Source organism: Pseudomonas sp. KCJK9000 (genome assembly GCF_046230725.1).
In the GTDB taxonomy this organism is placed as follows: Bacteria; Pseudomonadota; Gammaproteobacteria; order Pseudomonadales; family Pseudomonadaceae; genus Aquipseudomonas; species Aquipseudomonas promysalinigenes.
This window is the reverse complement of record NZ_JBJJLN010000141.1, coordinates 1-460: the sequence shown is the minus strand read 5'-3', so window position 1 is coordinate 460 and position 460 is coordinate 1. Positions and strand designations below refer to the sequence as shown.

Here is a 460-nt window from a genome sequence, read left to right as displayed (position 1 = left end):
GCAGTACTGCCCACGCCGTTCAAGGCAAGGTTCAGGTCATTGCCGGCCAGGTCCGTCAGCGGTTCGCCACGCAGGTCGAGGCTGCTGACCGCGATGCCATCGCTGTCGTTGTCGCCCGCCTGGACGATGTACTGGAACACCAGCGCGGACGTGCCACTGCCAGATACGTAGTTGGCATAACGGGTGACCCCGCCCACATCCAGCGCCAGACGCGGTGGCAGTGCGCCGGTTTGCACGGCTTCGCTGGCGTTGACGGTGAAGGTCAGCACATCGCCGGCCTGGTAATTGCCATCGGCAGGTGTCTGCACGCTGGCCACCGTCGGTGGCACGGCATCGATGCGCACCAGGCTGGTATCACCCACACCCGCCAGGGCGGTGCTGGCAGCGTTGCCGACGCTGTCGCGCAAGGTCGCGCCATTGAGTTCGATGCTGTTGCCCAGGGTGATGCCGTTGCTGTCGA

At 65.4% G+C, this 460-nt stretch carries 1 protein-coding gene; it reads right to left on the bottom strand.

The genetic code is table 11. The features are described 5' to 3' along the window. Positions 1 to 460 (bottom strand): hypothetical protein (locus tag ACK59H_RS22980; RefSeq protein WP_409264994.1); only part of this gene is annotated, 460 nt, incomplete at both ends.